The organism is Paraburkholderia sp. JHI869 (assembly GCF_038900775.1).
Classification (GTDB): domain Bacteria; phylum Pseudomonadota; class Gammaproteobacteria; order Burkholderiales; family Burkholderiaceae; genus Paraburkholderia.
Window position 1 is genome coordinate 170,748 of sequence record NZ_JAYMSC010000012.1, and the last position, 25,230, is coordinate 195,977.

Sequence of the window (25,230 nt, forward strand, 5' to 3'; positions counted from 1 at the left end):
GGCGTCCGAGCAGTTTGCCGACGTCGCGCGCGATTTGTTATGCCACGACGAATTGCCGCTTCAGGCGCAACGCGAACCGCTTGAGGACAAGGTGCTATGGCGGGCGAAAACCGTAAGACAAAAGCCGGTCAGTCCCAGCAGGATCGTCCTATAACAGAGCGGGGCGAGATAGGAAAATGCGGTAACTATTCGCGGAGTGCGCAGCCGTCAAGCGTATTCCGGAAGCTCTAAGCGACCTTCTGAGAGGCGGCTGCCAGCAGCCGTGGCCAATGCTAGAAATTGACGAAGTCGAGAGCAGCGACGCTTTCCCAAAGCGATGCGATGTCGCCGTGATAGGCGGCGGCATCATCGGCGCCAGCACCGCATACGAACTGGCGCGACGTGGCGTCTCTGTAGTTCTTCTCGAAAAAGGTCTGGTCGGCGGTGAGCAGTCGGGGCGCAATTGGGGCTGGGTGCGCCAGCAGAACCGCGATCTGCACGAGTTGCCGCTTGCGATGCGAAGCCTCAAGCGCTGGAGCGAACTCAGTGAGGAACTGGGCGAGGACATCGGGTTTCGCAAGACTGGCATCCTGTATGGTACAGCGCATCAGTCCGACGTTACGCAGTGGGAATCGTGGCTCGCCCGCGCGCGTGAAGTTGGCTTCAACAGCGATATCCTCAGCGCACGTGAGATGGCAGCGCGCGTTCCATCTGGACGCGCGAACTGGGTCGGCGGCCTGTGGTCTGGGACGGATGGCCGCGCCGAGCCGTCGAAAGCCGCACCCGCAATTGCCCGTGGCGCGCAAAGACTCGGCGCGAAGGTGTACCAGAACTGCGCGGCGCGAACGCTGGACATGAGCGCCGGCCGCGTTTCTGGCATCTGGACCGAGCGCGGACGGCTTGCCGCCGATACCGTGGTTCTCGCGGGAGGCGCGTGGAGCGCGTTATTCTGCCAGCATCACGGCATCGATCTGCCAGCAATCAACGTAATAGGTACGGCGCTACGGACTGCTGCGGCGCCTCGCGTTATCGATGGGTGCTTCTCCGGAACTGACTTCGCATTGAGGCGACGGCTGGACGGTGGCTACACCATCGCAGTTCCTGGCTACGGACGTGTCGAACTCGCGCCGCAGAACTTGCGGCATTCGGTGAGGTTTCGAAACCTCTTTCGCAGCAAACTGAAAAAGAAACTGAAGATTCGCGTTGGCTCCAGCTTCTTCCACGGGCCAGAGGCCAGCGCGACCTGGCGCGAAGGCGACATGTCTCCGTTTGAAAAATCGCGGATACTCGACCCACGGCCTGATAGGGAGTGGTTCCAGCGTGCTCTGCGAAATGTCGCGAGCGTGTTTCCCGAATTGTCGGGCTTGAGAATCGCACACGCATGGGCCGGCGCGATCGATACGATGCCGGACCTCGTTCCCGTCATTTCTAACGTTGATTCTACGCCCGGGCTCGTGATTGCGTCTGGCTTCAGTGGGCACGGCTTCGGATTGGGACCAGGCGCCGGGTTGCTCGTGAGCCGGCTGGTGTCGAACGAGGCGCCGCAGTTCGACATAGGCCCCTATCGAATGGCTCGCTTCCGCGATGGAACGCGGCTAGGCATGCCGCAAACGATGTGAAACAGATCTGAGGGCTGGGATGGCCAGAGAGGAATCCGCCAGTTGACGCGTCTCTGTCGTCACCTTGCAGCGCCAAACAGCTGAACGACCACGCCACGCAACCAGCGATTCCCCGCCTCGTGGTGATACCGCGCATGCCAGTGTTGCCGCACGGCAAACCCATCCACGGGAACCGGGCACCCGTGGACCGCCAGACCATTGGCCTGCGCGAGCGTCTCCCCGATGTGTCGCGGCAGTGTGGCGACCAGATCGGTCGTCTGGACGATCGTTCCGAGCCCGAGGAAACCCGGCATTTGCAGCACGACATCACGCTCGATCCGCTCACGCGCCAGCGCCTGTTCGAGCAGTTGCGCACCCGTACCCGATTCGATCGCGACGTGCCCCTCCAAACGGTACTGCTTCAAACCGAGCCGCCCGCGAACGCGCGGATGATGCCGGTTGGTCAAGCACACCCAGTCCTGTAAATAGAGCTGCTGCTGATAAATGCCGCCGCTGAGCCACGGCACATAGCCGATCGCGAGGTCGGCTTCGCCCGACTCCAGCGCACGTTCCGTGTTGCCGTCGATTCCTGCCGCCTCGAGCCGGATGCCGGGCGCTTGCGCGCGCACATGCGCGAGCAGTCTCGGGAGCAGCGTGATATGGCTCGCATCCGTCATGCAGATGCGAAAGCGCCGCTGCGCGGTTGCAGGATCGAACGCGATCTCCCACGCAACGAAGCGCCTGAGCGATTCGAGAATTTCGCGGCAAGGCCCGATCAGCGCGTCGGCTTGTGGGGTCGGCGCCATGCCGCCGGGGGTCCGGATGAAAAGCGGGTCGTGAAGAGACTCGCGCAGCCGCCCGAGCCAGATGCTGATGGTGGGCTGGCTCTGCCCCAGTTGCTCCGCGACGCGCGTGACGCTGCGTGTGTCGTAGAGCAGGTCGAAGAGCTGCAGCAGTTTCAGATCGGGAAGGTCGGGCGGCATCATGGCGTGACGGGCATTATTGTCTATTGCAATGATGTCATTGTAGTCATTGCATTGCCGATATGAGCGGCGACTCCTATCGTGTGCCTACACGTCAAGGAGAAACCCTGTGAAGATTGCGATTCTCGGCGCCGGCGCACTAGGCTGCGCGATCGGCGCCACCCTCACCGAAGGCGGCCACGAAACCTGGCTGCTGGACCGTTCGCCCGTCCATGTCGAAACGATGCGTCGCGACGGTCTGCAGGTCGACGACGATAGCGGCACGCGGCGCATCGCTGTGCGCGCCGCGACGCAGGCGGGCGAAGTCGGCGCGGCCGACGTGGTCGTCGTGCTGGTCAAGTCCTTCCATACCGATGCGGCGATGCGCGGCGCACTCGCGCTTATCGGGCCCGAAACGCTCGTCCTGTCGCTTCAAAACGGACTCGGGCACGAAGACGTGCTCGCCGATATCGTGGGCCGTGAGCGCGTGCTGGCAGGCAAGACCTATGTCGGCGGCGTGTTGCGTGGGCCAGGGCATATCCAGTCGGGCGTCACCGGCAAGGCGACCTATATCGGTGAACTCGATGGCCAGATCACGCCGCGCGTGCAGGCGATCGCCGATGCGTTCAACGCCGCCGGGCTGCTCACCACGGTCAGCAACAACATCATGGGCACGATGTGGGACAAGCTGCTCGTGAACGTCGCCACTGGCGCGATCACGGGCATCACGCGCCTCACCTACGGCCAGCTTTATGACGAGCCGCTATTGAAGACTACGGCGCTCGCGGCCATCGGCGAAGCCATCGCAGCAGCACACGGGGCGGGCATCACCTTGTCGATGACAGACCCCGAACAGGCCTGGACACTTGCGGCCGAAGGTCTCTCTCCCGCGTTCAAGACGTCGATGCTGCAAAGCCTCGAAAAAGGCTCGGTCACAGAGATCGATTTCATCAACGGCTCGGTGGTGCGCTGGGGACAACGGCTCGGCGTGCCGACGCCCGTCAACGCGACGCTGGTGGCATGCATCAAGGGCATCGAACGCGCGATGGCCGACGAGCAGCGCAAGGAGGCGACGGCATGAGCGGCTCGAAGTCTTATCTGGAGCACGTCGCGATCTGGGTGAAGGACATCCACTGGCATATCCGCTTCTTCCAAGACGTGCTCGGCATGAGCATGCGCGAAGTCGATGGCACCGTCGACGCGCCGCGCCAGTACTGGACCCTCGGCGGCTTGCAGTTCATTCATGCGCCGCAGCACGAAGGTCCCGAAGGGCGCCTCGCACATCTGGGCGTCATGTGTGAAGACATGGAGGCGGCATTGGCCGCAGCCCAGGCGTATAGCGTGAGCGAGATGCCGCAAGGGCGCAACTGGCTGCGTCTGCCCGACGGCCTCGCCGTCGAACTGATTCAGGCCACGCCCGCGTCGTGCGTCGCGCAGGCGCTGAGCATCAACCCGCGTGCGGAGGCGTGAGCATGACGATCATCGACAAGTACTGGGACGACGCCCGCGAAGGCGACGAGTGCGTGAGCCCAAACTACACCGTGACGAAGGAACGCATCCTCGCGTACGCGGACCTCACCGGCGACCACACGCCCGTGCACGTGGACGAGGCGTATGCCAACGCGAGCCACTTTGGCTGCCTCGTCGCGCATGGACTGTTCGGACTCTCGGTTGCGGACGGCCTCAAGACCCAGAGCGACTATCGCTTCCTGCCCGGCATGTCGCTCGGTTGGACCTGGGATTTCCTGGTACCCATCAAGGTCAACGACGTGCTGCATGTGAAGTTTCGCGTTGGCGCGATGCGGCCGAGCAACAGCCGTCCGGGCTGGGGCATCGTCGCGCTGCCATCGGAGCTGATCAATCAGGATGACCAGGTAGTTCAACGCGGCGAGCATCGTCTGATGGTGCCGCGTCGGCCGGGAGCGTTCTGATGCAGGCCCGTCCACTCGAAGGCATACGCGTTGTCGACTATAGCCACTTCCTCGCTGGTCCCTACGTGGGCCGCTGCCTTGCGGCGCTCGGCGCCGAAGTCATCAAGGTCGAGCGCCCCGGCAGTGGCGACGCGGGACGCCAGCACGCGACCGTGCTCGACGACCAGCAAAGCGGCTACTTCCTGCAACTGAACATGGGCAAGCGCGGCGTCAGCGTCAACATGAAAGATGCGCGCGGCAAGGAGTTCATGCGTCGCCTGTGCGACTCGGCGGATGTGTTCGTCGAGAACTACCGCCCCGGCGCGCTGGATAAACTCGGGCTGGGCTATGAAGCGCTTTGCGCGCGCAATCCGGGGCTCGTCTACTGTTCGATTTCGGCATACGGTCATACGGGCCCCGACGCACATCGCGCCGGTTTCGGCCTGATTGCGGAGGCGAAGAGCGGCATCATGCAGATGGTGGGCACGCCGGGCGAACCGCCTCCGCTGCTGCGCATTTCGCTCGGCGACATGTACACGGGCATTCACGCGGTGGCGGCGATCAACGCGGCGCTGCTCGGGCGGGTGAAGAGCGGCCGCGGCCAGCACATCGACATGGCGCTGTACGACACGCTCGTTTCGATGCACGAGTACGCGGTGCAGTGCTACACGCTGCGCGGCGTGCTGCCGGAGCAAACCGGCCACGACATGCCGACCTCGACACTTTACGGCGTGTTTCGGGCAGCAGACGGCGATCTCGTGATCGCAGCGCAAGTGGACGATGCATGGAAGCGCCTCGCCGCGTTGATCGAAACGCATGGCGGGCCTGCCGGCTTCGGCAGCGATACGCGCTTTCACGATAGCGTGGGTCGCAATACGCATCGGCAGGCGATTCTCTCGGTCGTGCAGCCGTGGGTCGCCGCGCGTCCTGTTGCGCAGGTGCTCGAACTGCTGGATGGCATCGATGTGCCAAGCGCAAAGGTGCAGCGCATCGACGAAGTGCTCGACGATCCGCAGATCCATGCGCGCGGCATGGTGGTCGAGCAGCATCATCCGCGTTACGGAAAGCTGCGTCTGCCCAACCTGCCATTCCGCTTTTCTCATTGCGACACGACTATCCGCGACGTCGCGCCCGATCTCGGGCAGCACAACACGGAGGTTGCGCAATCGCTCGGCTTCTCCGCCTCCGAAATCGACGCGATGCAAAGTGAAGGCGTTCTCTATTCGAAGTGAGACACCATGGCTGACCAGTATGCAGTGATCGGGAATCCGATCGGACACACGAAGTCTCCGCTGATTCACGGCCTCTTTGCCGAAGCGACGCAACAGGCGATGTCCTATGTCGCGATCGAAGGCCCGGTGGACCCAGAGGATGGCTTCGCCAGGGTAGTGCGCCAGTTCGCCGACGCAGGCGGCAAAGGCATGAACGTCACGGCGCCCTTCAAGCTGAAGGCATTCGCGCTTGCCGGCGAGCGCAGCGAACGCGCGGCGTTGGCAGGCGCGGCCAATGCGCTCAAGTTCGAGAACGGCCGGATCATTGCCGAGAATTTCGACGGCATCGGCCTGTTGCGCGATATCGAGGTCAATCTCGGCGTTCCGCTCGCCGGCAAGCGTGTATTGATGCTCGGTGCAGGCGGCGCCGCGCGTGGCGCGCTGCTGCCGTTTCTCGCCGCGGGTCCCGCCGAACTGGTCATCGCCAACCGCGACGTGGCCAAGGGTGAGGCCTTGGCCGGCCAGTTCGGTGCACGTGGCGCTGCGTTGCGTGCTCGCGGCTATGCCGATCTGCCGGCGATGGGCCGATTCGACCTCGTGGTCAATGCGACCTCCGCGAGCCTGACCGGCGAGTTGCCACCCGTCCCGCCGAGCGTGTTCAGCCCGGAAGGCGCCGCGTATGAGCTTGCGTACGGCAAGCGGCTCACGCCGTTCCTGCGGCTCGCGCGCAACGCCGGCGTGCATGGCGTCGCCGACGGCGTCGGCATGCTGGTCGAGCAGGCCGCCGAAGCTTTTGCATGGTGGCGAGGCGTGCGTCCGGAAACGGCAGCCGTTATCGATCGTCTCTCCGTGCCGCTCGACTAAGCGTGCAAAGGAAAACCCGATGAAGAATGTCCTGATGCTTCATGCCATCAACGGGGCACGAAAAGCAAACAGCTAGTCCATACCCTGTTTCAACGCCCCGCTGATCCACCGCTCTTCGGAGGCCATGAGGTGTGCGCGCATCGCGGTCTGTGCTGCGATCGGGTCGCCGGCCTGCAAAGCCTTGAGCACAGCCTCATGTTCCTGCACGGCTGCCGTCCAGGTTTGGGGGCTTTCCGCATGACCCCGCATGGCCGCTGCGATCGGATCATGGCGGCTGTCGAACAACTCTCCCATATAGCGGCTGAGCACCGAATTGCCAGCGGCCTCCGCGATCAGCATGTGGAATTGCCGGTCCGCCTCGACGGGTGATTTGCCCGCTGCCGCGAGTCGGCGCATCCGCTCGACTGTGCGACGTAACCGGTCCAGCATGGCTGCGGTCATATGCGCCGTGGCAAGCACGACCACACTGCCTTCGATGGTGGCTCGTGCCTGCATCAATTCCGATGGACTGTCGCCTAGCGCTCCCACTGTGCCTGCGGCGTCCTCACCCGGCTCGCAGACATAGACGCCCGATCCCATTCGTATCTCGACCTGGCCGCCGATCTCGAGCGCGATCAACGCCTCACGTAGCGACGGTCTCGACACGCCCAGTTTCAGCGCCAGTTCACGTTCGGGCGGCAAACGCTCTCCTGGCGGAAATTCACCCTGACGGATCAACGCGAGGATCTGAGTGGCGACAGATTGGTAAAGCCGCTTGGGTTCTGTTGATTTCATCGTGTGGGTGGAAGGGCGCTGCGATGGACCTTGCAGCCTGCGTCAAAGTCTAGCACGAGGGCCCGCAACCATTGATTCGCACACGCGTTGGGGTTTCTAGGGGTTTTCACTATTGGTAAGATCAGTATAGATAAATCTACAGTGGCTTGACCAAACCGGAGAATTTGGCTTTAATTCATCTAAATTGGACTGACCGCATGCAGGCCCGGTTGATCGAACATTGGAGACGCAATGACAGTGCCCCGCGGTTCTTCAAGCCTTGCTGTCGCCGATCGAGGGGAGCCCGGGCGAGAGATCCTGCGCCTCGAAGGCGTTGTGAAGCGATTTCCCGGCGTAGTGGCCCTCGATAGCATTCGTCTGGACCTTCGAGAGGGAGAGGTTCACGCGGTCTGCGGCGAGAACGGTGCAGGCAAATCGACGCTGATGAAAATCATCAGCGGCCAGTACCCGCCTGACGAAGGCACCATGCGTTTTCGCGGCGCATCGGTCCGGTTCGGTTCGACGTCGGAGGCGCAGGCCGCAGGCATCGCGATCATCCATCAGGAGCTGAACCTCGTGCCGCATTTGAGCGTGGCGGAGAATCTCTATCTCGCACGCGAGCCGAAGCGCGGACCGTTCGTCGATACCCGCAAACTCAATGCGGATGCAGTGCGCTGCCTGCAACGAATCGGCCTTGACGTGTCGCCCGCCACGCTGGTGGGTACGCTGTCGATCGCACAGCAGCAGATGGTGGAAATCGCGAAGGCGCTCTCGTTCGATTCGAACGTGTTGATCATGGACGAACCGACGTCCTCCTTGACCGAATCGGAAACGGCCCAGCTCTTTCGAATCATTCAGGAGCTTCGCGCTGCTGGCGTGGCGATCCTTTATATCTCGCATCGCTTCGAAGAGATGGCCCAGATCGTCGATCGCGTGACGATCTTGCGCGATGGCCGGCATATATCGACGGACAATTTTGCGGCGTTGACTGTCAATGACATCGTCGCGCGCATGGTGGGGCGGCCCCTCGATGATGCATACCCTGAGCGGCAATCCAGACCCACGGAGGATGTGCTGCTCAGCGCACGGGATCTGCGCCGCAATGGCGTATTCGGCCCCGTGTCATTCGAGCTGCGCAAAGGCGAAATCCTCGGCTTCGCGGGCCTCATGGGGGCGGGCCGCACGGAAGTCGCCAGAGCGATCTTTGGCGCGGACAGGCTGGATGAAGGGACACTCGAGTTGCACGGCAACCGCTTGACGATTCGCTCGCCGCGCGAAGCGATTCGTCACGGCATTGCTTACCTGTCGGAAGACCGCAAACAGGATGGCCTCGCGCTCGGGATGTCTGTCGCCGCAAATATCACGCTTTCGAACGTTGACGGCATCTCGTCTCGCACGGGCTTCCTGCGCTTCGATGAAGAAGCCGCGATCGCGCGACGCTATGTAGATGACCTGGCCATTCGCACGCCGTCGGTTGCGCAGATCGTTCGCAACCTGTCAGGCGGCAATCAGCAAAAGGTCGTGATCGGCAAATGGCTGTACCGCGGCTCGAAGATCCTGTTCTTCGATGAGCCGACGCGCGGCATCGACGTCGGCGCGAAGTTCGCCATTTACGGTCTGATGGATCGGCTCGCCGCGGATGGCGTGGGCGTCGTATTGATCAGCTCGGAGTTGCCTGAGTTGCTTGGAATGACCGACCGGATCGCCGTTTTTCATGAGGGCCGTATTACGGCCGTTCTCGAGACGAAACAAACCAGTCAGGAGGAGATCATGCACTTTGCTTCGGGGCGCACACATGCTTGAAATGACATCGGATCGTAGCCAGCCCGCGGATCGCTCGGCTCGGCAGCGGCGCCGCGACCTGATCCAGAAATTCGCGGCGCTGGGTAGCCTCGTTGCACTCTTGATTGCATTCTCGGTCACCAGTTCGGCATTCTTTTCTGTCGGCAACATGATGACCGTCAGCTTGCAGGTGACATCGATCGCCTACCTGGGTGTCGCCGCGACGTGCGTCATCATCACAGGCGGTATCGACCTGTCGGTCGGCTCGGTGCTTGCGCTCGCGGGTGTTGCGGCCGCGCTGCTCGCGAAGGCTGGCATACCGGGGCCTCTCGCCATGCTTTGCGGCGTGCTCGTAGGCGCGCTGTGCGGATACGTCAACGGGATCTGTGTGACGCGAATGGGATTGCCGCCGTTCATCGCGACGCTCGGCATGATGCTGGTCGCTCGCGGCCTCGCTCTGCAAATTACCGGAGCCCGGCCGGTCTCGGACCTTGGCAACGCGTTTGGTGTCCTCGGCAACGGCGCGTTGTTCCGGGTTTCCCATATCGGCGCGGATGGATTTCCGGATACGACGTTTCCAGGCATTCCCTATCCCGTCGTCATCATGATCGTGTTCTTCATCGCAGGCGCCATCCTCCTGTCGAAGACTTCGCTCGGTCGTCATATCTACGCGGTCGGTTCCAACCCCGAAGCGGCTCGTCTTTCCGGTGTCGACGTTCGAGGCGTGAAGATGTTCACCTACGTGCTTTCCGGCGCGCTGGCGGGCGTCACGGGTTGCGTACTGATGTCGCGTCTCGTGACCGGTCAGCCCAACGAAGGCGTCATGTACGAGCTCGACGCAATCGCCAGTGCGGTGATTGGCGGAACGTCGCTGATGGGCGGCGTGGGCACGATTTCCGGCACCGCCATCGGCGCGTTCGTCATTGGCGTATTGCGCAATGGCCTGAACATGAACGGAGTCTCGAGTTTCATCCAGCAGATCATCATCGGTGTCGTGATTCTGGGCACCGTCTGGATCGATCAGTTACGAAGCAGGAAGCGTTAATCAAGCGTAGTTCAACCACGAAAAAAGAGGAGCGAGACATGCAGAAGCTTTCGATTTTTGCGGCATCGGCGTTGTTGTGCGCGGTGTTCAGCACGGGCGCGTATGCGGCAGGTGGCGAGATCGCGGTCATCGTCAAGACGGTCAATTCGAATTACTGGCAAAACGTGCAGAAAGGCTCGAATGCCGCACTCGGCGAGGCGAAGGGTTACACGATGACTTTCCAGGGGCCGGCCGCCGAATCCGATATCGCGGACGAAGTGAACATGGTCGAAAACGCGGTCAACCGCCACGTCGCGGGAATCGTGCTCGCACCGTCCGATCCCGATGCGCTTGTGCCGGCCATCAAGAAAGCGTGGGAGGCGCATATCCCCGTCGTGTTGATCGACTCCGCGCTGTCCGATTCCGGCAAGCAGTATTACCAGTCGTTTTTGTCCACCGACAACGAGAAGGCCGGTGAGCTTTGCGCGCAGGCGCTGATCGACCGCGTTGGTCAGACGGGAAAGATCGCGCTGATGTCCTACGTGCCGGGTGCTGGATCGGAAATTGGACGTGTCGGCGGCTTCAAGAAGTATCTTGCGGCGCATTCGAAACTGCAGATCGTCGGCCCGTACTACTCGCAGTCCCAGATGGCGACGGCACTGAACCAGACCACCGATGTACTTTCCGCGAATCCTGATCTGAAGGGGATCTTCGGTGCCAACGAGCCGACTGCAGTCGGAGTGGGACGCGCGCTCAAACAGGCCGGAAAGGCGGGCAAGGTGGTGGCGATCGGGTTTGACGGCAATCAGGACCTGCAAAACTTCGTGCGCGACGGGACGATCCAGGGGATCGCCGTCCAGGGGTCCTACCAGATGGGATACAAGGGAATCCAGACGGTTGTCAACGTCATCGAACACAAGAGTGTCGCGAAAGATATCGATACGGGCGTCGTGATGGTCGACAAACAAAACCTCGATTCGCCCACGGCAAAGAACGTCCTTTACTGAGGACGCCGATGTTGTCGATGGCCTGCGCCGATGCCGGTGCGTGATTGGCGCAGGACCTGTCGCTGCGTTGCTGACGATTGATATTTTCTCGGCCTCCCTTGATGACCAATGCTCGCGAAATACGTACCTTGCCGCGCAGTGGGCTGGAACTGACGGCGCTAGGTCTCGGATGTTCCCAACTCGGTGGTCTGTATCGTCCGATCTCATGGGCCGATTCGGAGGCGCTTGTCGATGCTGCGTGGTCTGCCGGGCTGCGCTATTTCGACACGGCGCCGTATTACGGCTATACGCTTTCCGAGCGGCGCGTGGGGCAAGCGCTTGCCGACCGCTCCCGGGAAGCATTCTCGCTGAGCTCGAAGGTGGGTCGGTTGATGTGCCCGGACGCCGGTGTGACGCCCGGAGATGACGGCTGGGCCGAGCCGTTGCCTTTCCGGCCGGTCTTCGACTACACCTACGGCGGAGTGATGCGCTCGTACGAGGACAGTCTGCAGCGGCTCGGAACGGCTCGCATCGACATCCTTTATGTGCATGACATCGGTGCGATGACTCATGGCGATCGCCACCCATACTACTGGACTCATCTCACGGAAGGCGGCGGCTTTCGCGCCCTGACGCAGTTGCGTGAGAGCGGCGCGGTGCACGCAGTCGGCCTCGGTGTCAACGAGTGCGAGGTCGCCGTTGATGCCATGAATGAAGTTCCTCTCGACGTCGTCCTTCTTGCCGGACGGTACACGCTGCTTGAACAGACGGCGCTTGAGCCCCTGCTCGACGCCTGCCTGCGCGCACAAACGGCTATCGTCGTGGGGGGTGTTTTCAATTCTGGTGTACTCGCCGGTAACGGCAAGTTCAATTACGGCGATGCGCCTGCCGAGGTCGTCGAAAAGGTGCGGCGCCTCACCGAACTATGCGGGCGTTTCGATGTCCCGCTGCCGGCCGCCGCCCTTCAATTCCCGTTTGCGCACCCGGCTGTCGTGTCGTGCGTCGTTGGCGCGCGCAGCGTGGCGCAGTTGCAGCAGAACATTGCATGGCTGGAGCGTCCCGTACCCGCGCGATTTTGGCGAGCGCTGAGCGACGACGGGCTGATTGCCGCCCACGCACCTGTTCCAGAGGGGCAAGCATGACGGTGCGGATCGCTTTCCGGCGGCAACGCATGCCGGTTTTTTCGCGTGGGCGAGCCTTTCGCCGCGCATGATGCTTTGATCAAGAGGACATCCCTATGCTTAGCGTGATTTGCGAGTCACCCGGCGTGCTGCGCGCGCAGCATTCCGAGGCGCCCGTTCGAGCAGCCGGAGAGGTACTGCTGCGCGTGTCTCGGGTTGGAATTTGCGGTACCGACCTGCACATCTTCACGGGCAATCAGCCCTACCTGCAGTATCCGCGCGTGATGGGACATGAATTTTCCGGTGTGGTGGTCGAGGCTGAACCCGACTCGGGATTCGCTTCCGGCGACGGCGTCTACGTCATGCCGTATCTGTCGTGTGGACGTTGCGTCGCGTGTCGACAAGGCAAGACCAACTGTTGCGTCGACATCAAGGTATTGGGTGTGCATCGAGATGGCGCACTGGCCGAGTACCTGAGCGTACCCGCGCAGTTCGTTCACAAAGCCGAAGGCGTCACGCTCGATCAGGCCGCGATGCTCGAATTCCTGGCGATCGGGGCGCACGCGGTGCGGCGGGCGGACGTATTGGCCGATCAGCGCGTGCTGGTCGTCGGAGCCGGTCCGATCGGCATGGCCGCGATGATCTTTGCGAAACTGCGGGGCGCGCGTGTGACCTGCCTCGATACCCGTGCGGATCGACTGGAATTTTGCAGGACCCAGTTGAATGTAGACGCTGCCGTCGCTGTTGGCCCCGCGGACACCGAACAACTTGCATCGCTCACGAACAACGAGTTTTTCGATGTCGTTTTTGACGCGACGGGCAATATCGATGCAATGAACCGTGGATTCGGATTGGTGGCGCATGGCGGCACGTACACGCTGATCTCGATTGTGCCGTGGCAGGTAACGTTCTCCGATCCGGAGTTTCACAAGCGCGAGATGACGTTGCTCGCCAGCCGCAACGCAACCACCGCCGACTTCGAGACCGTGCTGGAAGCCATGCGTGCGGGTCGCATTCCGGATCAAGCGCTGAATACGCACCGAATGCGGCTTGCGGACGTTCCTGAGGCGTTTCCGCGGTTGCTTGAGACGGGGCAGACGGTGGTGAAAGCGTTGGTCGAGTGCTGAGCGAATGCCATCCAATCTACGGGACAGGCGGCATGAGTGAACCCATACTCCAGTTTGGCACGAGCCGTTTTCTCCTCGCGCATGTTGCGCTATTTGTGTCGCAAGCGTTGAAGCGCGGCGATGCGATTGGCGGCATCAGCGTCGTGCAGACTACCGGCAATCCCATCACTCACGCGCGTGTCGCTGCGCTGTCGCGGCCTGGAGGCTATCCCGTCCGGATCCGGGGGAGGGAGCATGGCGCGGTGGTGGACAAAGTCGTCGTCTGCGACGGCATTCGCGCCGCGTGGATTGCCGATCGCGACTGGACGACAGTTCGCCGCGCGGCGATCGAAGAAGTGCGCGTCATCGTGTCGAACACCGGCGACACGGGCTACCGCCTCGACGAGCGAGATTCCCCGGATCTGTTCTCGGTTGACGGCGCCGTGCCTCGCAGTTATCCCGCGAAGCTTCTCGCCTTGCTTTATGCGCGCTGGCAAGAACGCCCCTGCGACGGGGTGTCGATTTTCCCGTGCGAACTCGTGGAGAACAACGGCGATACCTTGCGCGAGATCGTGCTCGGTCTGGCAACGCAATGGTCATTGCCCGAGCCGTTCATCGACTACGCACGGCAGAGGTGTGTCTGGGTGAACTCACTCGTCGACCGGATCGTATCCGAACCGATTGATCCGGTGGGGGCGGTGGCTGAGCCCTATGCATTGTGGGCTGTCGAACGACGTGCGGGAATGGAGTTGCCGTGCAACCACGAGAACATTGTTCTGACCGGTGACTTGCGCAGCCACGAAAGGTTGAAGCTGTTTTTTCTCAATCTTGGCCATAGCTGGCTGGCAGAGCAGTGGCTTATCGAACAGCGGCCGTTGTCCGAAACGGTGCTCGGTGCAATGAACGATTCGCGTATGCGTGCTGAAATCGAAGCCGTATGGCAAGAGGAGGTCATGCCTGTCTTCGGGGCTACGGGCATGAGCACCCAGGCCGGGGACTACCTGAGCAGCGTGCGCGAGCGGTTCTGCAATCCGTTCCTCGATCATCGAATTGCAGACATCGCGCAAAACCATGTAGCGAAGGTCAAAAGGCGGATATTGCCGCTGATCGAACTCGCGAACGCTTTGTCGATGCGAAACGCTCAGCCGCGCTTGCGTGGCCTGCTAACCCGGCATGGACTCATCTGACAAACGAAAACCGGCATCAATCATGACAGATCGGAGCGTTGTACTCCTGCACGAAGACGACAACGTGGCGGTGGCCCTGCGTCTATTGGGAGCGGGAGAGCACGTTGACGTGGGTGGACATCGAGTGCGTGTGCTGGCAGACATTCCCGCAGGTCACAAGATTGCGACTCGGGATATTGGCAGCGGTACGCGTATTCGCAAATACCACCAGACGATTGGCGTTGCGCTGCGAGGCATCGCGGCGGGCGAGCACGTTCACGTGCACAACGTCGGCATGCCTGAACAACAGGAGCCGCGGCAGCCGCAGGCGGGGAAGATCAGCCGCGTCTTCGAAGCCGATCGCCGGGACACTTTCATGGGATTCGTGCGGCCCGACGGTCAGGTCGGAACCCGCAATTTCATTGGTGTGATCGCCAGTGTCAACTGTTCCGCGAGTGTGTGCCATGCGATCGCCGATGCGTTCAAGGGCGACGCGATCGCATCGCTGGAAAATGTCGATGGTGTCGTTCCAGTCACGCATCAAAGCGGATGCGGCATGTCGTCCACTGGCGAAGGTATTGCACTCTTGCGCCGTACGCTCATGGGGTATGCACGAAGTCCGAACTTCGCGGGTGTACTGCTCGTCGGCCTCGGATGCGAGGTCAATCAGGTCAAGGATATGACCGAATTGGCCTGGCGCGTCCGGCCCATGCCAGATAAGAACGCTCGTCATACAGGAGGAAGGCGGGGCGCGTGAGACGGTCCGCCGAGGTGTTGCGATCGTCAAGGAATTACTCGATGTCGCGAACCAGGCCACTCGAACCATGGTGTCCGCTTCCAGGCTCAAGCTGGCACTCCAGTGCGGTGGCTCGGATGGATACTCGGGGATCACAGCGAATCCTGCCCTGGGGGTGGCCGTCAATCTGCTTGTGCGCAATGGCGGAACCGCGATTCTCTCCGAAACGCCGGAAATCTATGGGGCCGAACATCTGCTGACGGCGCGGGCCGTATCAAGCGATGTTGCCGAACGCTTGCTCGAGAAGCTGCGTTGGTGGGAGCGCTATGCAGCGGGCGGAGGCGGCGACCTCAACAACAATCCGTCGCCGGGAAACAAGGCGGGAGGGATCACGACGATTCTTGAGAAATCGCTTGGGGCAGTATCGAAAGGGGGAAGCTCGGCACTTGCAGCAGTGTATGACTATGCCGAGCCTGTGCTGGCGTCGGGCCTTGTGTTCATGGACACGCCAGGCTACGACCCCGTATCCGCCACCGGACAAATCGCAGGCGGAGCGAACCTGATCTGCTTCACGACGGGGCGCGGTTCCGTATTCGGTTCGAAGCCGGTTCCGACGGTCAAGGTTGCCACGACGACGGCGCTCTTCGAGCGGATGACCGCCGATATGGATTTCAACACCGGCTCCGTCGTCGACGGCACGCTTGATGTCAACGAGGCTGGGGAAAAACTGTTCCGGCTGATCCTGGCAGTCGCGTCGGGGCAGCGGACCTGCAGCGAAATGAATGGCATGGGCGACCGCGAGTTCGTGCCGTGGTCGCTGGGCGCCACAATGTAGGAGGCAATCGTGAATCGTCATGCCCGGTTGTTGAAGATTGGTAGTGAGCAAGCGTCGATGCATTCTGTGGTTGCTATACCCGGGCAGGACTCAGGTGCGGGAGACTTTCCGCTAACCGATCTGGAGAGAGGGTTACTCGCTGAAGCACTCCATTTGCTGGCCGATACGCGCGCCCGGGCGCTGCAACTGGCTACCGAGTTCAGCCGGCGGCAAGGCGTCGCGGCACCGGACGTTCACGACTTTCAGCTTCCGACGATCGTTGACCTTCAACGGCGGTTCAATGCGCAGGCGGCGCTGTCATCCGAATAGCCCGCAATACATGGAAAGGAGAAACGATGCGCCACTGTCTGGCCCTGGATTTGAAAGACGATCCCGAACTCATCGCACGCTACGAAGATTTCCATCGCGAGGTTTGGCCCGAAGTCGTTCGTCACATACGTGATCATGGCGTGCTGGGCATGGAGATCTATCGGCTTGGAACGCGATTGTTCATGATCATGGAAACGGACGATGGCGTTTACGATGCCGACCGAATGGCGGAAGCGGCGCTGTGCAATGCGGTGGTTCAGCGATGGGAAACATTGATGTGGACGTTCCAGGCGCCCACTCCCTGGACACCAGCTGGGGAAAAATGGGTGTTGATGAATCGAATATTCGATTTAGAGCAGCAATAAGACCTTCAAGATTCGGGTAGAACGGCGCATCACTCGCCGTAACGTTGGGCGGCCGCTTCGTCTTCATGCCGGAAAACCAGCCGGCCTGTCTGGACAAGTGCTGCGACGAGAAACAGCACTGCAAGCCACAGCGCACCGTCATAAATAGTCGCGTCATCACGCCCCCAAAAACCGCAGCTGCAAGAAACAAAAGCCTGCCATCCTAGGCAGTGATGCCTCATGCAATGCGGTTCTGTCGTAGCCCGGGATAAAGGCCTCCAGCAGCTTTTTCGCCGCTCGGCGCAGGTTTCCTGTCGTCATGACCGACGTGTAGGTCAGATTCTCGATGTGCGTGAACGATAAAGTCTGCAGCGTGGCGACGAACGAAATGCCGGGGATCGACGACGAGACCGCGGCTCGTTTGCGGGCGCTGCAAACGGGTGACCACGCCGTGCTCGATCGCAACCCGATCGACGTTACGCTCGCCGGCCTGCAGCCCGAGTTGTTGCGTGGTGCGATTCGAACTTTGCTAGATAGTCCCAGCTACGATGCAGTCGCCGTGATTGTTGGCTCGTCGGGACTGGCAATACCCGATCTGATGGCAGGGGCCATTCGGGATTCGCTGCCAGACACGAGCAAGCCGGTAGTCGCGTACGTGAGCCCGCATGCGCCGGCGATCACCCGTTTGCTGAACGGCAAGGGTGTTCCGGCGCCCCGAGAGTGCAACGAGCGCGATCGAAGCGATGTGGCGGTATGGCCAGACGCTGCACAGTGGGCATTCAGAGCGGCCACCGATCGAGCGCGTGCAATTCGACCAGAGCGAGCTTCCCTCAGGCTCGCCGAGACGGCGGGCTGCGAAATAGCGGTGCAGTTGACTGACGACCCAGAACTGGCAGCCGTCAAAGAAGACTTTCATTGCCGGGCGCGACCTGCGCATTGCAGCCCAGCGATAGCGTTCGCCGCTTCCACCAGCCTGTCGTTGTCAACCACCTCCTCACTTGGAGGACCGCGCCGATGCGGGGCGAATTGGGGTTGCAGCGAGTATGGCCGATAGGAAGTCTATGCCAATCCTTCCGATCCGCCTTCAGTCCTCCAGTGGCGAATCAGTCCGCGCGGCGTCGGGCCGCCGGTCAGGCGGCGAGTGCTGATTCTCGAGCAGGTCACGATTGCGCAACTGCATTGTGTGATGCAACTCGCCATGGTGGAACGACGAACACCTGCACCGTTTCATCATCCGCGGCTGGCGTTACGGTGGACATCGTGACGGCGCGTTGCAGTTCTCGCAGCACGGGCTCGCAGTGCATCGTCGAGTCCCAGAGCAACTGATACAGATAAGGCAGCCGCCGCCGCTGAACACCACACCGCAAAAGGATGGGCGATATAGCTGCGCTACGCGGACTTGTCGCGGCGAATGACTTTACAACCTTGCAGCAACTCCCCCGACGGGTCAGATTTTAATCGACGTTTACACATTGTGCACGCATCCACGTCCGGTAAATCCCGTATGGCGGCCATGGAAAGGTGTGCTTAACATGGCGAGCGTTACCGGTAACGCATCAGCGAACCGTACGTCATCCAACCGAAGCATTCCGACTGGGGAAACTGGGCATGCGTCCATTCAGGAGCTTGATGTGCGCGCTTTGCGCGGCCGTCGCGCTGGGCTTGATCGCGTGGACAGCCGGTTGCGCCCGCGACCAGACGGCAGCCGGACCCGGCGGAGCGCCGCTCGCAAGTGCGCCAGCGCAGACGGTACCTCGGTTGAAGACTGTGATGGCCACGCACTTCAAGATCGGTGCGGCCATCGAACCCGATTCGATCGACAGCCCCGCCGACGCCGCGCTGCTGGGCGCCCAGTTTTCGAGCCTGACGGCCGAGAACAAGATGAAGCCGGGCGAGATCGGCGTAGCGGAAGGCCAATACAACTTTGGGCCCGCCGACAAGATCGTCGCGTTCGCGCAGGCACATGGCATTGCGGTACGCGGCCATACGCTCGTGTGGTATTTCAGCAGCGGTGACTGGAGCGAGGCGCCGGCCTGGTTCTTTGCAGGCGATCCCAAGGACCCGCATTACCGGGATGTCGTCGCCGCGCGCCTTGCCCGATATGTGACCGACGTCGTCACGCATTTCCGCGGCAAGGTTTACGCCTGGGACGTCGTGAACGAAACGATCAGCGACGACCCGCATCAGGTCTATCGTGAGGACAGCCCCTGGTATCGCGCGCTGGGCAAGGACTACATTGCGATCGCATTACGCGCGGCACGCGCCGCAGACCCGAGCGCCAAGCTCTATATCAACGAGTACAGCACAGACGATCCGGTCAAGCGCGCGAAGCTGTTATCGGTGATACGCGATCTGCGCGGGCAGGGCGTGCCGATCGACGGTGTCGGGCATCAGATGCACATCAGTATCGACTGGCCGCCGATGTCGCATATCAAGCAGGCCTTCGACGACGTCGCTGCGCTCGGACTCGAAAACCAGGTGACCGAGCTGGACGTGAGTTTCTACTCCGACCCGGGCGAATGCTGGCACAACCCGCATGCTTGCCTGCCGGATCTCGGCAATCCAGTGCCGGACGACGTCATGCGCGCGCAGGCGGAACGTTACGGCGCCGTGTTCGACTTGTTTGAGCACGAGCCAAGCATCAAGGCCGTTACGCTATGGGGCTATTCGGACAAGCACACGTGGCTGACGTCGACACCGGTACCGCGGACCAATCTGCCGCTGCTGTTCGACGCGAATCTGAAACCGAAGGCCGCGCTGTGGACGATCGTCGATTCGTCCTGGCGCCCTTGAGGGTTGGGCACACTATTCGCCGCGCCGCGATTTCGGGCGGTCCAGGTAGCGCCATTCGTAGCTCGGGGCAAACAGGCGATATATGCCATTATAGAAACGATATCTGATCAGTCAGGCAAGAATGCCACCCACACTGCGGGCATAGCGGCATGTTTGAGACCGAGCTTCGCAAGGTTGAACTGGCCTTTGCGAATGCTTTGGATCAACTGTATGCGGTCGATAAATGACGCCCTTCCAGGAGTGGCTGAAGGACTGAACCTTTAAACGATTCCAGTGACGAAGGGCGCATGTATTATCGGCGTCCCGATCATTGTGCGTGCTAAATGGATCGAACCCGCACTGGAGGGAGCCGAACCACATAAGCGAATTCGTCGGCTACGAGTAAGACCGGCGCGAGATGGTAAAGCGCGGCGCAAAACAGGTGCAGGCCCGGCACTACTGGATCATGAAGAGTCAACCATGATCCAGTAGACGAAGGTGCGGCGCGGCACGCTGAGCGTCACCGCCTACGAATTTGCGGTGACGCAGGATACCGGCCGCACACTCCGTGCTTACTCATACTTCTGGTGGAATAGAGCTAGCCATCAGAACAGTCGATCGAAGTTCAATGCGCCGCGATGGCTTCGAGCACTTCGTCGTGCTCCTGGCGTTCATCCAGGTACGGCGAGCGGTAGCCCGAATTCACGCCCCAGTAATAGAACACGAGCGAGATCAGCGCGACGACGAGCATGTCCCAGCCGTAGGGAAGCAGACCGCTGCCGCCGAACTGCTTGCTGCCGAGCAGCGACAGAAGCGCCATGATCGGCAGGTACGCGCACAGCCACCATGCGGCCTTCAGATCCTGGCCCCAGCCGTCGAAGCCTTGCTTGCTCTGGAAGTAGAAGTACACCGGCAGCGCGACGACCATCAGCAGGATGATTTCGCCGGTCAGCGGCCACTTCGCCCAGTACAGGATCATCGAAGCGCAGACGAACGCGAACGGCGCGATCACCTTCATGAACGGTACGGAGAGCGGGCGCTCGATGTCCGTGGCGGCGCGCTTGAGCGCCATCAGGCTGATCGGACCCGTGAGGTACGAAATCACCGTCGCCACCGAGATCACCGCCGCGAGCGAACTCCAGCCGCGGAAGAAGAACATGAAGATGAACGAGACGAGCAGGTTGAACCACATCGCGTTACGCGGCACGCCGTAGAACGGGTGCACGTTGCCGAACATCTTCGGCATCGTGTTGTTGCGCTCCATCGCGTAGATCATGCGCGAGGTCGTCGCCATGTAGGTCGTACCGGTGCCGCTCGGGCTCACGAATGCGTCGACGTAGAGCAGGATCGCCAGCCAGTTCAGGTTCAGCGCGATCGCGAGTTCCGCGAACGGCGACTTGAAGTTGAACGTATTCCAGCCCTTCGCGACGTCGGCCGGATTGACCGCGCCGATATAGGCGATCTGCAGCAGCACGTAGATCACAAGCGCGCAGAGGATCGAGCCGATGACCGCGAACGGCACGCTCTTGGCCGGATTGCGCGCTTCACCCGCGAGGTTGATCGGGCTCTGGAAGCCGTTGAACGCGAACACGATGCCGCTCGTGGCGACCGCCGTGAACACCGCCGACCAGCCATACGGTGCGAACGAAGTCGTTTCGCCGAAATTCTCGTGGTGGAAGCTTCCCGACATCAGGCCGATGATCGTGAGACCCGGGATGATGAACTTGAAAATCGTGATCGCGCTGTTGGCACGCGCGAACAGCTTCACACCCCAGTAGTTGAGCATGAAGTAGATGATCACGAGAATCGCGGAGAGCCCAAGCCCTGAGTGTGTCAATGACCCGTCGACGAAGAGCGCGTGCGCCCACTCGTAGGGCCAGGTGCTCATGTACTGGATCGAGGCTTCGGCTTCGATCGGGATCACCGAGACAATGGCGATCCAGTTTGCCCACGCGCTGATGAAGCCCACCAGTGCGCCGTGCGAGTAACGGGCGTAGCGGACCATACCGCCCGACTCCGGGAACATCGCACCGAGTTCTGCGTAAGTGAGCGCGATGGCCAGAATGACCACGGCGCCGATGATCCAGGCGCAAACGGCCGCCGGACCTGCAATTTTCGCCGCCTTCCACGCGCCGAACAGCCAGCCCGAACCGATGATCGACCCGAGGCCGGTGAACATCAGCGCGAACGGGCCGATGTTCCGTTGTATCGATTGCTTCACCTTGTCTCCTACGTTATGGACAGCGCGCGAGCCATACGGGAAGTAAGGCACACATGTACCGTGCCGAGCCTGTCTACGCGGGCAGCGGCGCTGAAAACGCGCGTCCTTGTGTTGTATTGCCCTGCTACGGCTGAGACGCCGAGGCAACCGCAATTGCTGCGGAGACGCGATGATGAAGTGGCGCGACTTGGTCGTCTAATGCTGTGTCGGCATGGCCATATGCAAACTTTGCATAAGGAAGGGGCTACGTTCAGCGAAGCTCATGGAGAAATGCCACACCGGGCGACGAAGAGGTACGGTTTCGACGTGACCCAGATCGAGGTGCTGCACCCCGGTAACGAACAGGGTTCGCAATGGCTGAAAATTCACCAGATCAATCCAGACTGGGTGATCCTGCGCGGCTGGGGGGTGATGAATCCGGTGGCGATCAAGACCGCGCAGAAGGTCGGCTATCCGGTCGACCACATCATCGGCAACATCTGGAGCAACTCCGAGGAAGACGTGCGTCCGGCGGGCGATGCGGCCAAAGGCTTCATCTCGATCACGACGCACCCTTCGGGCACGGACTACCCGGTGCTGCAGGCGATCAACCAGTACGTGGTCAAGCCGGGCAACGGCAATCTCAAGGACCCGGCGCGTTCAGGTGCTCGTACGTCGGCGCTGTTTTGCGCATCTGTCGGTTGAGGAGAACCTGCGGATCGGGTCGTTCGCGAGGCGCCCGCGGCGGCCCGGGATCGAGGCGGATCTCGAGCGGATCTATGCGATCTTTCCGCGTCTGAAAGCGAAGCGGCATACGCCGGCGGGGTTGACGTCGAGCGGTGAGCAGCAGATGGTAGCGTGAGCTTCCTGCTCGCCGAGCAGAACGCGACGGTAGCGCTGCGATATGCGAGCCTCGGCTACGTACTCGAAGGGGGCGCGTGGTCGCCCAGGGCGCGGCGACCTGATAACCGACCGGCGCCTTCGGCGAGATGCAGGTCGACATTCGCGAGTTCATCGGAAAGGGGCCGCAGGGTGCACCGAGCCTGGCACGGACGGAGCGGCCCTGGCCGCGGGCTCTGTCGCCGGCGTACAGAGCCCGCGCCACCCAATCTCGCTGGGGTGAGTTGCCATGGAACACACGCAGTACATCATGATGGTCGGCCCGGGCGCCGACGCGTTTTCCTGAGTTCAAGGGCTCGAACAAGAGCCATTTGTGCATCTCGCAGCTTTTTGAACATTGTTTCCACCGTTACCCCAATTGCGCCGCGGTTCAGAGCGTTTGACTCCCAACCGCGTCCGCGGATTTACACGATCAGCGTCACGCGAACGACATTTCCAACGAGACACCTGAGTAGTTTGCCCGCGTCGCCATCTGCCGATTGTGTCCCTGCTCGAGTTGGATCAAGTCGTATTGCTCCAGCGTCTTGAGCGTGCGCGAGGGGTCCGACTTTTCCCGACCCGATGTAGCGGCCAATTCAGTCAGCGATTCCGGCTCGGTTTCCGCGATGAGAGCAAGCAGCATCCGGTTGCCGTCCGAAAGGACCTTCGGGAAGCTCTCGACCGAATGGAACCAGACCTTCGGATCGTCCGGGCTCGGCGTGAGCTCACCGTTTGCAATCGCGATGGTGCGTGCCTGGAACTGCTTGTGCGGCATGATGCCCACATTCAAAGTTTTCACGGTTGTCATTTTGTTTCCCCTTCTCAAGAAACGCATTGCTGTAACTTGGTTCCAGAAGTCGCTCGAGCATCGACAGTCGAAAGGAATGATGCCGCACAGCGTCACGCTCGATTGCGCGAAGCCTCCGGTGCTCAATGCGCACCGCGCACCGCTGAAGAGGGACTAACGTCAACTGCAGGTGAAACTGCTCGCCGAGTTGATGTCGCCACTCGTATATCGCGCGACCTTGGGGTATGGGCACAACGGACGGCTGCGCCCCGCGCCCCAGCTAGCGGGAACTTCCGCATTCGGAATCGCATTGGTGGTATCGCGTGCCGTGGTGATCACGCGGTCGGGCGCCGTGCCTTGCTCGACCCAGGCAACCATTGGTGTGAGCATATCGAACTGATCGGCCGCGGGACCACCGCTGCAGTGATTCATGCCGGCCACCGTATAGAGCCGCGCAAAATTGCTTGCGTCTCCATCGTTCGCCGCCGTCAAGCGCCGATACCAGTCCGTTGTGTCATTCGATGAGAAGACCGGATCACTGGTGCCGTGGTAGACCATGAGCTTCGCACCGCGCTTTTTCAATCCGCTCAGATCGGTTTCGTTCGGCGGAGTCATGAACGACCATGAGGACTCCGAATACGCGCCGCTGGCGGCGAAAATCTGCGGCGCATCGGAGTCCATGCTGAAATTCAGCGCATAAGCCAGGAGCTGGCCGAGCACCGACGCGTTCTGCGGCGGCGATGTGAACACGAAGGCCGCGGCCATCGGGTCGAGCAAGATCGAGTTGCTCTGCTTCCAGGCCGCCCAGCCTGAACCGTTGATGCCGACGTCATAAGGGAAGCTCGCATAAAGCGCCGTACCCGCGCTGTTTCGCGCCCCGGAGAACATATTGCCGATTGCCTGCTTTTGCGCGGTCGTCAGGCAGGCGCCGTCGCGAACGTCATTCGTGCAGGTTGGAACGTCCGTCACGAGATTGAAATTTGCCTGGCATGCCTTGATATCCTCGACCATGCCATCGGCAACGCCGTCGAGCGCATCGCATTTCGCAATGATTTTCGACGCAATGAGCTGGCGTTCTGCAGTGGTCAAACCCGTGGCGATATCGGGCAGGCCTGCCGACGTCTTCGCCGTGGCGACGCTTGCCAGTTGCTGCGCTCCCCACATTTCGCCAATCGCGGCTTTCGGAAGATGGAAGCCCGGATCGCCCGCGATGATGCCGTCGTAGTCTCCGTACGAGCGCGCTGCGGCTACCATCGCATGCCGGCCGCCGTTGGAGCATCCCTCGAAGTAGCTGCGATCCGGTCCTTTGCCATACGCGGTCTTGATGATCTGCTTCGCCATCGGCGTGAGCGTCGCGACTGCGTTGTACCCGTAGTCGATGCGTGCCTGAGGATCGAGGCCGAACAACGGGTTTTGCGAGGACGAGTGGCCCGCGTCTGAACTGATCACCGCAAAGCCCATATCGAGCGCATTGTCGAGCGGACCGCCACCGCTGTTGGCGCCGACGGCCTGCACAACGTTGCCGTCGAGGCCGCCGTTGGCCTGATAGAGAAAGCGGCCATTCCACGCAAGAGGCAGGCGCATTTCGAAACCAATGGCGTACGTCTTGCCGTCCACGGTGCTCACGCGCTGATTCATTTGCCCTTCGATCACGCAATGCTCGGCGATCGGCTTGCCGGCGACAGTCAGCGTGCCGGCGGGCATATCTTGGACGGAGGTGAACGTCGCATTGGTGAACGAGAGCTTCGCGGCGAGCGCGGCGCAAGTGCCCGAAAGCGCAGCTGGGCGCGCCGCGGCGAGTTGTGGAAGGCGGTTGGCATTTCCGGACGAGGAGTCGGAGCCGCCGCAGGCCGCGAGCATTGCCGAGATCGCCGATACGCACATTGCAATTGTCGTTCTTTTCATT

At 61.5% G+C, this 25,230-nt stretch carries 20 protein-coding genes and 4 pseudogenes; 18 read left to right on the forward strand and 6 right to left on the reverse strand.

Annotation, left to right across the window (positions count from 1 at the left end; translation table 11 throughout):
* Positions 1 to 269: 269 nt before the first annotated feature.
* Entirely contained in the window at positions 270 to 1,598 is a 1,329-nt protein-coding gene (locus VSR72_RS21495) for an FAD-binding oxidoreductase (protein WP_342954349.1), read from the forward strand.
* Between the two features lie 59 nt (positions 1,599 to 1,657).
* On the opposite strand, the gene VSR72_RS21500 is transcribed toward VSR72_RS21495, so the two are convergent.
* Entirely contained in the window at positions 1,658 to 2,563 is a 906-nt protein-coding gene (locus tag VSR72_RS21500) for a LysR family transcriptional regulator (RefSeq protein ID WP_342954350.1), read from the reverse strand.
* A 106-nt stretch (positions 2,564 to 2,669) separates the two neighbouring features.
* Here VSR72_RS21500 and VSR72_RS21505 point away from each other — a divergent pair, with 106 nt between their 5' ends.
* Genes VSR72_RS21505 through aroE form a run of 5 tightly spaced genes read left to right on the forward strand, consistent with a single transcriptional unit; the run spans position 2,670 to position 6,524 of the window.
* A complete protein-coding gene (locus tag VSR72_RS21505; protein WP_342954351.1) occupies positions 2,670 to 3,620 on the forward strand; it encodes a ketopantoate reductase family protein in 951 nt (316 codons plus the stop codon).
* Positions 3,617 to 4,009, forward strand: a complete 393-nt coding sequence (locus VSR72_RS21510; RefSeq protein WP_342954352.1) for a VOC family protein — start codon at positions 3,617 to 3,619, stop codon at positions 4,007 to 4,009. Before VSR72_RS21505 ends, VSR72_RS21510 begins: the two co-directional genes overlap by 4 nt.
* A 2-nt stretch (positions 4,010 to 4,011) precedes the next feature.
* Complete coding sequence (locus VSR72_RS21515) at positions 4,012 to 4,470, forward strand: MaoC family dehydratase (RefSeq protein WP_342954353.1); 459 nt, start codon at positions 4,012 to 4,014, stop codon at positions 4,468 to 4,470.
* Positions 4,470 to 5,681 carry a CoA transferase gene (locus VSR72_RS21520; RefSeq protein WP_342954354.1) on the forward strand — a complete coding sequence of 404 codons (1,212 nt, stop codon included), beginning with the start codon at positions 4,470 to 4,472 and terminating at the stop codon, positions 5,679 to 5,681. The genes VSR72_RS21515 and VSR72_RS21520 overlap by 1 nt, the downstream gene beginning before the upstream one ends.
* A 6-nt stretch (positions 5,682 to 5,687) precedes the next feature.
* On the forward strand, positions 5,688 to 6,524 hold the full coding sequence (gene aroE / locus VSR72_RS21525; RefSeq protein ID WP_342954355.1) for a shikimate dehydrogenase: 837 nt from the start codon (positions 5,688 to 5,690) through the stop codon (positions 6,522 to 6,524).
* Positions 6,525 to 6,596: 72 nt separating this feature from the next.
* Here the strand turns inward: aroE and VSR72_RS21530 are convergent, their stop codons facing one another.
* Positions 6,597 to 7,298 (reverse strand): FadR/GntR family transcriptional regulator, encoded by a 702-nt coding sequence (locus VSR72_RS21530; RefSeq protein WP_342954356.1) that lies wholly within the window; start codon positions 7,296 to 7,298, stop codon positions 6,597 to 6,599.
* Between the two features lie 231 nt (positions 7,299 to 7,529).
* Between VSR72_RS21530 and VSR72_RS21535 the strand changes: the two genes are divergently transcribed.
* The 9 genes and pseudogenes from VSR72_RS21535 to VSR72_RS21575 all read left to right on the forward strand — a co-directional run bounded on the left by VSR72_RS21535 (position 7,530) and on the right by VSR72_RS21575 (position 16,707).
* Complete coding sequence (locus tag VSR72_RS21535) at positions 7,530 to 9,080, forward strand: sugar ABC transporter ATP-binding protein (protein ID WP_342954357.1); 1,551 nt, start codon at positions 7,530 to 7,532, stop codon at positions 9,078 to 9,080.
* Positions 9,073 to 10,104, forward strand: coding sequence for an ABC transporter permease (locus tag VSR72_RS21540; RefSeq protein WP_342954358.1), 1,032 nt, complete (start codon positions 9,073 to 9,075; stop codon positions 10,102 to 10,104). Before VSR72_RS21535 ends, VSR72_RS21540 begins: the two co-directional genes overlap by 8 nt.
* Positions 10,105 to 10,142: 38 nt before the next feature.
* Positions 10,143 to 11,090, forward strand: coding sequence for an ABC transporter substrate-binding protein (locus tag VSR72_RS21545; protein WP_342954359.1), 948 nt, complete (start codon positions 10,143 to 10,145; stop codon positions 11,088 to 11,090).
* 101 nt (positions 11,091 to 11,191) lie between these two features.
* On the forward strand, positions 11,192 to 12,211 hold the full coding sequence (locus VSR72_RS21550) for an aldo/keto reductase (RefSeq protein ID WP_342954360.1): 1,020 nt from the start codon (positions 11,192 to 11,194) through the stop codon (positions 12,209 to 12,211).
* A gap of 95 nt (positions 12,212 to 12,306) precedes the next feature.
* A complete protein-coding gene (locus VSR72_RS21555; RefSeq protein ID WP_342954361.1) occupies positions 12,307 to 13,317 on the forward strand; it encodes a zinc-binding alcohol dehydrogenase family protein in 1,011 nt (336 codons plus the stop codon).
* Positions 13,318 to 13,349: 32 nt separating this feature from the next.
* Complete coding sequence (locus VSR72_RS21560) at positions 13,350 to 14,483, forward strand: mannitol dehydrogenase family protein (RefSeq protein WP_342954362.1); 1,134 nt, start codon at positions 13,350 to 13,352, stop codon at positions 14,481 to 14,483.
* 22 nt (positions 14,484 to 14,505) lie between these two features.
* Positions 14,506 to 16,033: pseudogene (locus VSR72_RS21565) on the forward strand (altronate dehydratase family protein).
* Between the two features lie 9 nt (positions 16,034 to 16,042).
* Positions 16,043 to 16,342: a hypothetical protein gene (locus VSR72_RS21570; RefSeq protein WP_342954363.1), complete on the forward strand. Its 300-nt coding sequence runs from the start codon at positions 16,043 to 16,045 to the stop codon at positions 16,340 to 16,342.
* Positions 16,343 to 16,368: 26 nt separating this feature from the next.
* Positions 16,369 to 16,707, forward strand: a complete 339-nt coding sequence (locus VSR72_RS21575) for an L-rhamnose mutarotase (protein WP_342954364.1) — start codon at positions 16,369 to 16,371, stop codon at positions 16,705 to 16,707.
* Between the two features lie 29 nt (positions 16,708 to 16,736).
* Here the strand turns inward: VSR72_RS21575 and VSR72_RS21580 are convergent.
* Positions 16,737 to 17,085: pseudogene (locus VSR72_RS21580) on the reverse strand (DUF1275 family protein); the annotation flags it as partial.
* 7 nt (positions 17,086 to 17,092) lie between these two features.
* Here VSR72_RS21580 and VSR72_RS21585 point away from each other — a divergent pair.
* Both VSR72_RS21585 and VSR72_RS21590 read left to right on the forward strand, forming a co-directional pair.
* Positions 17,093 to 17,432 (forward strand): annotated as a pseudogene (locus tag VSR72_RS21585) (CoA-binding protein); the annotation flags it as partial.
* 1,024 nt (positions 17,433 to 18,456) lie between these two features.
* Positions 18,457 to 19,479, forward strand: a complete 1,023-nt coding sequence (locus VSR72_RS21590) for an endo-1,4-beta-xylanase (protein WP_342954365.1) — start codon at positions 18,457 to 18,459, stop codon at positions 19,477 to 19,479.
* Between the two features lie 604 nt (positions 19,480 to 20,083).
* Here the strand turns inward: VSR72_RS21590 and VSR72_RS21595 are convergent.
* Complete coding sequence (locus VSR72_RS21595) at positions 20,084 to 21,679, reverse strand: APC family permease (RefSeq protein WP_342954366.1); 1,596 nt, start codon at positions 21,677 to 21,679, stop codon at positions 20,084 to 20,086.
* A 288-nt stretch (positions 21,680 to 21,967) separates the two neighbouring features.
* Between VSR72_RS21595 and VSR72_RS21600 the strand changes: the two are divergent.
* Positions 21,968 to 22,324 (forward strand): annotated as a pseudogene (locus VSR72_RS21600) (ABC transporter substrate-binding protein); the annotation flags it as partial.
* A 652-nt stretch (positions 22,325 to 22,976) separates the two neighbouring features.
* On the opposite strand, the gene VSR72_RS21605 reads toward VSR72_RS21600, so the two are convergent.
* Positions 22,977 to 23,345, reverse strand: a complete 369-nt coding sequence (locus VSR72_RS21605; RefSeq protein WP_342954367.1) for a transcriptional regulator — start codon at positions 23,343 to 23,345, stop codon at positions 22,977 to 22,979.
* A gap of 159 nt (positions 23,346 to 23,504) precedes the next feature.
* Positions 23,505 to 25,229, reverse strand: a complete 1,725-nt coding sequence (locus tag VSR72_RS21610) for a tannase/feruloyl esterase family alpha/beta hydrolase (RefSeq protein WP_342954368.1) — start codon at positions 25,227 to 25,229, stop codon at positions 23,505 to 23,507.
* Position 25,230 lies beyond the last annotated feature (1 nt).